This is a genomic window from Parvibaculum sp. (assembly GCF_049672805.1).
GTDB lineage: Bacteria > Pseudomonadota > Alphaproteobacteria > Parvibaculales > Parvibaculaceae > Parvibaculum.
On sequence record NZ_JBATWS010000081.1, the window covers coordinates 1 to 7,217 of the forward strand.

Here is a 7,217-nt window from a genome sequence, read left to right on the forward strand (position 1 = left end):
AGCTCCGCCCAGCAGCGCGCCACCGGATGCTGGATCGCCTGAGTTTGCCCGATCGAGCGGCCAACCACCTCGCGCTCCCGCGCATAGTCAGTCGCCTTTTTGAGCGCAATACGCCCGACCCCCACCGCCTCCGCACCGATCAGCACACGCTCCGGGTTCAGCCCGTGCAGGAGATAGTGAAAGCCCTTCCCTTCCTCGCCGATCAGATCGCCCTTCGGCACGCGAAGCCCGTCAAAGAACACGGCATTGGAGTCGACCGCCTTCCGTCCCATCTTCTCGATCTCGCGCACTTCGGTTGCGCCGCCGCGATCAAGATCCGTGTAGAAAAGTGACAGGCCTTCCGTCGGCTTTGCGCATTGCTCTTTGGGCGTCGTCCGCGCAAGCAGCAAAATCTTGTTCGCGCTCTGCGCGGTGGAGGTCCACATCTTGCGGCCATGAACGACATAATGGTCGCCGTCCCGCTCCGCCCGCGTTGAAATCGCGGTCGTATTGAGCCCCGCATCCGGCTCCGTCACGCCGAAACAGCAGCGATCCTCGCCCCGAATGAGCGGCGGCAGGTTCCGCTCCTTCTGCTCATCCGTGCCAAACACGACAACGGGCATCGGCCCGAAGAGATTGATGTGAATGGCCGAGGCGCCGGAAAGGCACGCACCTGATTCCGCAATGGTCTGCGCAACAATGGCCGCTTCCGTCACGCCAAGACCGGCCCCGCCATAGGCTTCCGGCATGGCAATGCCGAGCCAGCCGCCGCCTGCAATATCCGCAACAAAATCATCGGGAAAGCCGCCCTCGCGGTCGCGCTTCAGCCAATAGGCATCGTCATATTTCGCGCAGATGCGGGCGACCGCCTCGCGGATTGCCTCCTGTTCCTCGCTGAACCGGAAATCCACTTATCCCCCCTGTGTCATTTCATGTTCTGATACCTGAGGCTATAACCTAGCCGGGCAGCGCGCTGCGATACAGCATGCGAAACAATAGCGGAAAGAAGAATGCCGGGACTTTATTTCGAAGAGTTCGAAGAAGGACAGATTTTCAGGCACCCGATCAGGCGCACCGTCACCGAGACGGATAATGTCCTCTTTTCCACAATGACGATGAACCCGGCCGCTCTTCATCTCGACCATCATTATGCCGAGACGGAAACGGAGTTCGGCAAGCCGCTGGTGAACAGCCTTTTCACCCTCGGCCTGATGATCGGCATTTCGGTGCATGACACGACGCTTGGCACCACCATCGCCAATCTCGGCATGACGGACATCACCTTTCCAAAGCCGGTCTTTCATGGTGACACGCTGCGCATTGAAACGCGCGTCGTCTCGAAGCGCCGCTCCCGCTCTCGCCCCAAGGCCGGCATCGTCACTTTCGAGCACAAGGCCTTCAACCAGCGTGATGAGGAAGTCGCCATCTGCACGCGGCAGGCTTTCATGCATGCGAAGAATGCGGAGGATTGACGGATGCGCTCGTTCCTCTTCGTTCCTGCCGACAGCGAAAAAAAATTGTCGAAAGCCGCAAGCTGTGGCGCAGATGCGCTGATCCTCGACCTTGAGGATTCCGTTGCCCTCTCCGCGAAGGAAGCAGCGCGCAATGCCGCCGCCGCCTATCTCAAGACGGCGGATCGCTCAGGCCCGCGCCTGATCGTGCGGATAAACGCGCTCGACACGCCCTTTTGGGAAAAGGATCTCGAAACAGTCATTCCCGCCATGCCCGACCTCATCATGATCCCGAAAACACTTTCCGGTGCATGTGTGAAGAAGGTCGGTGATCGCATCGACCATATGGGCGGCGCGAAACATATCGGCCTTGGCTGCGTCGCCACCGAAACGGCAGCCTCACTCTTCACGCTCCACACCTATGCAGGCGCACACAAGCGGCTTTCCTTCCTCACCTGGGGGGCAGAAGACCTCGCCGCCTCACTTGGTGCGCGCGATAACAAGGATGAGAACGGTAACTATACCGGCCCCTACCAGCTCGCCCGAACATTGACACTGCTTGGCGCCGTTGCAGCAGAAGTGCAGCCGGTGGACAGCATCTGGAAAGATTTCCGCGACGAGAAAGGCCTTGAGGCAGAAGCCCGCGCCGCGATCCGCGACGGCTTCACCGGCAAGATGGCCATTCACCCGGCGCAGGTCCCGATCATCAACGAAGTGTTCACGCCGAGCGAGAACGACCTCGCCCATGCGCGAGCCGTCATTGCCGCCTTTGAACAGGCGGGAGATGTCGGCGTCATCGCGCTTGATGGTGTGATGCTCGACATTCCGCATCTGAAACAGGCGCGCGCCCTTCTCGCCCGCGCCGGAGAGTAAAGCAGAGATTATGAGACCCGCAGTCTTTCTCGGCCTGCCGCTTGGCAAGGCCTTCGAACAGAAACTCGCTCCCCGCTACACCATCCTCACCGACCCCGCCCGAAAGGGCGAAGCGGAAGCGCTCGTCACCATCGGCGCTGTCGAGATGGGTGCCGAGTTTTTCGACACCATGCCGAAGCTGAAACTCGTTTGCTGCTTCGGCTCGGGCTATGAAGGCGTGGATATCGAAGCCGCTACGGCGCGTGGCATCAAGGTCGCAAACACGGTCGGCGCGAATGCCGCAACCGTCGCCGATCTCGCCATTGCCCTTCTGCTTGCCTCTGTCCGTCAGGTTGTGGCGGCCGACCGCCTCACCCGCGCAGGCAAGTGGCGCGGAGACAATCCGGCACCGCTTCTCTTTCTGCGCGGCCTTACCGGTCGCAAGGTGGGCATTGTCGGTCTAGGCGCCATCGGCATGAAGATCGCAAAGCGGCTCGAAGGTTTCGAAACCGAGATTGCCTATCACGGCCGCTCCGAAAAGCGGGGCGTGCCCTATCGCTATTTCCCCGATGTGCTGAGCCTCGCCACATGGGCCGACACGCTGATCCTCGCCCATCGCGCGGACGAGACGAACCGGCACATGATCAATGCCGACGTGCTGGCCGCCCTTGGCGCGAAAGGCCATGTCATCAACATCTCGCGCGGCTCCGCCATCGACGAAGATGCACTGATTGATGCCTTGAAGAACGGCACCATTGCAGGCGCAGGTCTGGACGTTTTCGAAAACGAACCGGAACCGCGCACCGACCTCATCACCCTGCCCAATGTGGTTGTGACGCCGCATATCGGCGGAGGCTCATCTGAAGCGATCGAGGCAATGGGTGATGCGGTGATTGCCAATCTCGACGCCTTTTTCGACGGCAAACCGCTTCCGAACCCCGTCACATCCTGACTCACACAAAAATAGACTTTGGTCTAATTTTTGTTGCTCCCGCCTCCCCAGAGCGCGTAATGTGCCAGACATAGAGCTATCGTGAGGGAGGATAGAGGATGCACGATCTCGTCATTCGCGGCGGTCTGGTTGTAGACGGCACAGGCGCCAAAGGCCGCACAGCCGACATCGCCATCGACAACGGCCTTGTTACAGAAGTCGGCAAGATCACAGCGAAGGGCACGCGCGAGATCGACGCGACCGGCCTTGTCGTCACGCCGGGCTGGGTAGATATCCATACCCATTATGATGGCCAGGTGACATGGGACCCGCTGCTCTCACCTTCCTGCTGGCATGGGGTCACGACCGTCGTGATGGGCAATTGCGGCGTCGGATTTGCCCCCGCCCGCCCCGACAAGCATGACTGGCTGATCGAACTGATGGAGGGCGTCGAGGATATTCCCGGCTCCGCCCTTGCCGAAGGCATCAAATGGGACTGGGAAACCTTCCCCGAGTATATGGACAGCCTCGACAGGCAGTCCCGCGTGCTCGACGTGGCGACGCAGGTGCCGCATGGCTCCGTCCGCGCCTATGTGATGGGCGAGCGCGGCGCGCGCAACGAGGCGGCGACCGAAGAAGACATTGTGAAGATGGCCGAGATCGTGCGCGAAGGCATCGCGGCGGGCGCGCTTGGCTTCTCCACCTCGCGCACCATGCTGCATCTTTCGAAAGACGGCGAGCCGGTGCCCGGCACCTTCGCCAACAAGGCAGAACTGATGGGCATTGGCCGCGCGCTTGGTCAGGCAGGCCACGGCGTCTTTGAAATGGCGTCCGACATGACCCCGGCGGAAGAAGAGTTCATCTGGATGAAGGAGCTTTCCGCCGAAACCGGGTTGCCCGTCACCTATGCGCTTCTCCAGTCACCGGTGGAACCGGAAAAGTGGCGCGACATGCTCCGCCTGACAGATGACGCCCGCAAGCAGGGCGCGAATGTCACGGCGCAGATCGCCTGCCGCCCGACAGGTATGGTGCTTGGCTGGCAGAGCACGCTGCATCCCTTCATCGCAACGCCCGCCTACAAGGAAATTGCCGATCTGCCTTTTGCAGAGCGTCTTGCGCGCCTGAAAGACCCGGAAGTGCGCCGCCAGATTGTTGAGCACAAGCCGCGCGAGCGCTCGCCGCTCAGCCAGATTCTGACGCAGGGCTTTGACCGCATGTTCCGTCTCGAAAAGGACGGCAAGCTCGACTACGAACCGCGTGCGGAAGACAGCGTGGCCGCTCTCGCCGCGCGTGAAGGCCGCTCACCCGCCGAGATCGTCTATGACATGCTCATGGAGAAAGACGGGCGCGGCTATATCTATTTGCCGATGCTCAACTATGCTCTCTTCAACTTCGATCATATCGAAGAGATGATGCATCACCCGGCAACGGTTCTGAGCCTTTCGGATGGCGGCGCCCATTGCGGCGTGATCTGCGACGCGAGCTTCCCCACCTATATGCTGACGCATTGGGTGCGCGACCGTGACCGCGGCCCGCGCCTGCCGCTCGAAAAAGTCGTCCGTATGCAGACGCATGACACGGCGCGCCTCTACGGCCTCAATGATCGAGGCGTGATCGCACCGGGCATGAAGGCCGACATCAACGTCATCGACTTCGACAAGCTGCGCATCCTTGCACCGGAAATGGTGTTCGACCTGCCGGCAGATGGCCGCCGCATGATCCAGCGTGCCGAAGGCTACCGCGCCACCATCGTCAGCGGTGTCGTGACCTTTGAAAATGGCGAGGCGACGGGCGAAATGCCGGGCCGCCTCATCCGTGGCCCGCAGCGCCAGCGTCAAACCGTGGCAGCGGCCGAATAAGGCTCAGAAAAAACGGATAGCAAGCCCGAGCAAGGCAGCAACGCCAAGCACGGGCACCATCCCCGCCTTGAACCTCAGCACGGCGACAAGCGCGCCGATGCTGAGGGCAAGCGCCCAGAGATCAAGCGTCGCAAGGTCCGGCGACCAGAGCCGCAACATCGAGACATGCCGCTCCTCCACCTCCGCGAACAGGACATGCAGTCCGAACCAGATGGAAAGATTGAGAATGACGCCCACCACCGCCGCCGTGACGGCAGCGAACATGGCGTTAAGATTTTCAATCCGCCGCAGCCGCTCGATATAGGGCGCACCCAGAAATATCCACAGGAAGCACGGCGCAAAAGTGACCCACGTTGTCACCACCGCCCCGACCATACCTGACATCAGCGGATCAATACCCGACGCCTCACGGAAGGCACCGAGATAGCCGACAAATTGCAGCACGAGGATAAGCGGCCCCGGCGTTGTCTCGGCGAGGCCAAGCCCGTCCAGCATCTCGCCAGCAGAGAGCCAGCCGTAATTCTGCACGGCCTCCTGCGCGACATAGGCGAGCACCGCATAGGCGCCGCCGAAACTCGCAACCGCCATCTGCGAGAAGAAAATGGCCTGCTGCGCCAAGACATGGCTGCCACCAAGAAAGAAGATGAGGGCAGCCACCGGCCCGAGCCAGAGGATGAGGCCGACGGCAAGCGTGATGAAGGATTGCCACGCCATTCCCCACTTGGTGGGCAGGACGGTGCGATCCGTGAGCGGCTCCCCCGTCAGGTCAGCCGCTGGCGGAGAAATCCACCCGCCCCGCGCGCCGAGAAAACCGAAAAGCGCCGCACCCGCCACCACCAGCGGAAAGGGAATGTCAAAAAAGAAAATCGCAACGAAGGCCACCGCCGCCACGCCGTAAAGCGCGCGTGTCTTCATCACCCGGCTGCCAATACGAATCAACGCCTCGATGACAATGGCAAAGACCGCCGCCTTGATGCCGAAGAACAGTGCCTCGATCAGCGCAAGCTCCGCATAGGCGGCGTAAAGAACGCTGAGAACGAGCATCACCAGAAAGCCGGGCAGGACGAACAGAAGCCCCGCCACAAAGCCGCCCCGCAGCCCATGCAGCAGCCAGCCGGAATAGGTCGCAAGTTGCTGCGCCTCCGGCCCCGGCAGCAACATGCAGAAATTGAGCGCATGGAGAAATTGCGGCTCGCTGAGCCACTTCTTCTCCTCCACAAGAATCCGGTGCATCAGCGCGATCTGGCCAGCCGGGCCGCCAAAGCTCAGAAAACCGATCTTCAGCCAGACGAGAAAGGCCTCGCGAAAGGAAACACCGCTCGTTCCGGTCATATCGTTAATTCGCTCATCATGGCTTCCGATTCGGACGGTTGAGTGCCGAACTTACCCTGCAAACAGGAAAGCTGCATGGGATGAACATGCTTGCGGCACCGAGGAGCATTGACGCACCCTTCCCCTCTGTGCAGGTTGGGCGCCCCATAGTGGAGCCGGAAGATATGGCAAGAAGCGCACAGACCCCCCCGACCATTCCCGACAACATCCCTGAACGATACCGGGATGTCCTGACCCTCATGAATGAGGGCAAGAAGCAACAGGCGGAAACACGTTGTCGGGAGCTGCTTGCCCAGACCCCCACTGACCCGGACATGATGGCGCTGCTGGCCTCGCTGGTGGTAGAGCGCGGTGCCTTCGCAGAAGCCGAAGCCCTGCTCGGCCAGGCTCTCAAGCTCGCGCCCCAGCAATCCACGACCTGGGTGAATATGGGTCGCCTGCTGCAGCAGATGCGGCGCTGGGGCGAAGCCGTGACGCATTATGAACATGCGGCCAATCTTTTCCCCGGCCATCCGCAAATCGCGATGACACTCGGCCAGCTCTATCAGCGGATGAACCGTTTTGCAGAAGCGGAAGCGCAATACCGCACCGTCATCGAGAAAGCGCCGAACGCACCTGCCTATGTGCAGCTCGGCATGGCGCTACTCCGACAGGAGCGCGTGGATGAGGCCGTTGCCGCCTTCGAAACCGCCATCTCCATCAATCCGAAACTCGGCGCTGCCTATGGCAATCTCGGCAATGCGGAACAGAAGCGCGGCAATCTGGAAGCAGCAGCAGCAGCCTATGAGCGCGCAGCCGCGCTCAATCCCAATG

The 7,217-nt window shown here is 61.1% G+C and carries 7 protein-coding genes; 5 read left to right on the forward strand and 2 right to left on the reverse strand.

What is annotated here, in order from left to right:
- Positions 1–890, reverse strand: an 890-nt coding sequence (locus tag WBF74_RS02610; protein WP_424434740.1) for an acyl-CoA dehydrogenase family protein, incomplete at its 3' end; no start/stop codon positions are given.
- A gap of 99 nt (positions 891–989) precedes the next feature.
- Between WBF74_RS02610 and WBF74_RS02615 the strand changes: the two genes are divergently transcribed.
- From WBF74_RS02615 to WBF74_RS02630, 4 genes are all read left to right on the forward strand, one after another.
- Entirely contained in the window at positions 990–1,451 is a 462-nt protein-coding gene (locus WBF74_RS02615; protein ID WP_424434743.1) for a MaoC family dehydratase, read from the forward strand.
- Between the two features lie 3 nt (positions 1,452–1,454).
- On the forward strand, positions 1,455–2,303 hold the full coding sequence (locus tag WBF74_RS02620; protein ID WP_424434746.1) for an HpcH/HpaI aldolase/citrate lyase family protein: 849 nt from the start codon (positions 1,455–1,457) through the stop codon (positions 2,301–2,303).
- A 10-nt stretch (positions 2,304–2,313) separates the two neighbouring features.
- Positions 2,314–3,234 (forward strand): 2-hydroxyacid dehydrogenase, encoded by a 921-nt coding sequence (locus WBF74_RS02625; protein WP_424434749.1) that lies wholly within the window; start codon positions 2,314–2,316, stop codon positions 3,232–3,234.
- A 98-nt stretch (positions 3,235–3,332) separates the two neighbouring features.
- Positions 3,333–5,072, forward strand: coding sequence for an N-acyl-D-amino-acid deacylase family protein (locus WBF74_RS02630; RefSeq protein ID WP_424434752.1), 1,740 nt, complete (start codon positions 3,333–3,335; stop codon positions 5,070–5,072).
- Between the two features lie 3 nt (positions 5,073–5,075).
- Here the strand turns inward: WBF74_RS02630 and chrA are convergent, their stop codons facing one another.
- A complete protein-coding gene (chrA, locus tag WBF74_RS02635; protein WP_424434755.1) occupies positions 5,076–6,404 on the reverse strand; it encodes a chromate efflux transporter in 1,329 nt (442 codons plus the stop codon).
- A gap of 239 nt (positions 6,405–6,643) precedes the next feature.
- On the opposite strand from chrA, the gene WBF74_RS02640 reads away from it, so the two are divergent.
- On the forward strand, positions 6,644–7,217 hold a 574-nt coding region (locus WBF74_RS02640; protein WP_424434758.1), incomplete at its 3' end, for a tetratricopeptide repeat protein.

Bases quoted from the DNA above. Each gene is read 5' to 3' on its own strand.
- WBF74_RS02630 (WP_424434752.1), top strand. From the start codon at position 3,333: ATGCACGATCTCGTCATTCGCGGCGGTCTGGTTGTAGACGGCACAGGC.
- chrA (WP_424434755.1), bottom strand. From the start codon at position 6,404: ATGACCGGAACGAGCGGTGTTTCCTTTCGCGAGGCCTTTCTCGTCTGG.
- WBF74_RS02625 (WP_424434749.1), top strand. From the start codon at position 2,314: ATGAGACCCGCAGTCTTTCTCGGCCTGCCGCTTGGCAAGGCCTTCGAA.
- WBF74_RS02620 (WP_424434746.1), top strand. From the start codon at position 1,455: ATGCGCTCGTTCCTCTTCGTTCCTGCCGACAGCGAAAAAAAATTGTCG.
- WBF74_RS02615 (WP_424434743.1), top strand. From the start codon at position 990: ATGCCGGGACTTTATTTCGAAGAGTTCGAAGAAGGACAGATTTTCAGG.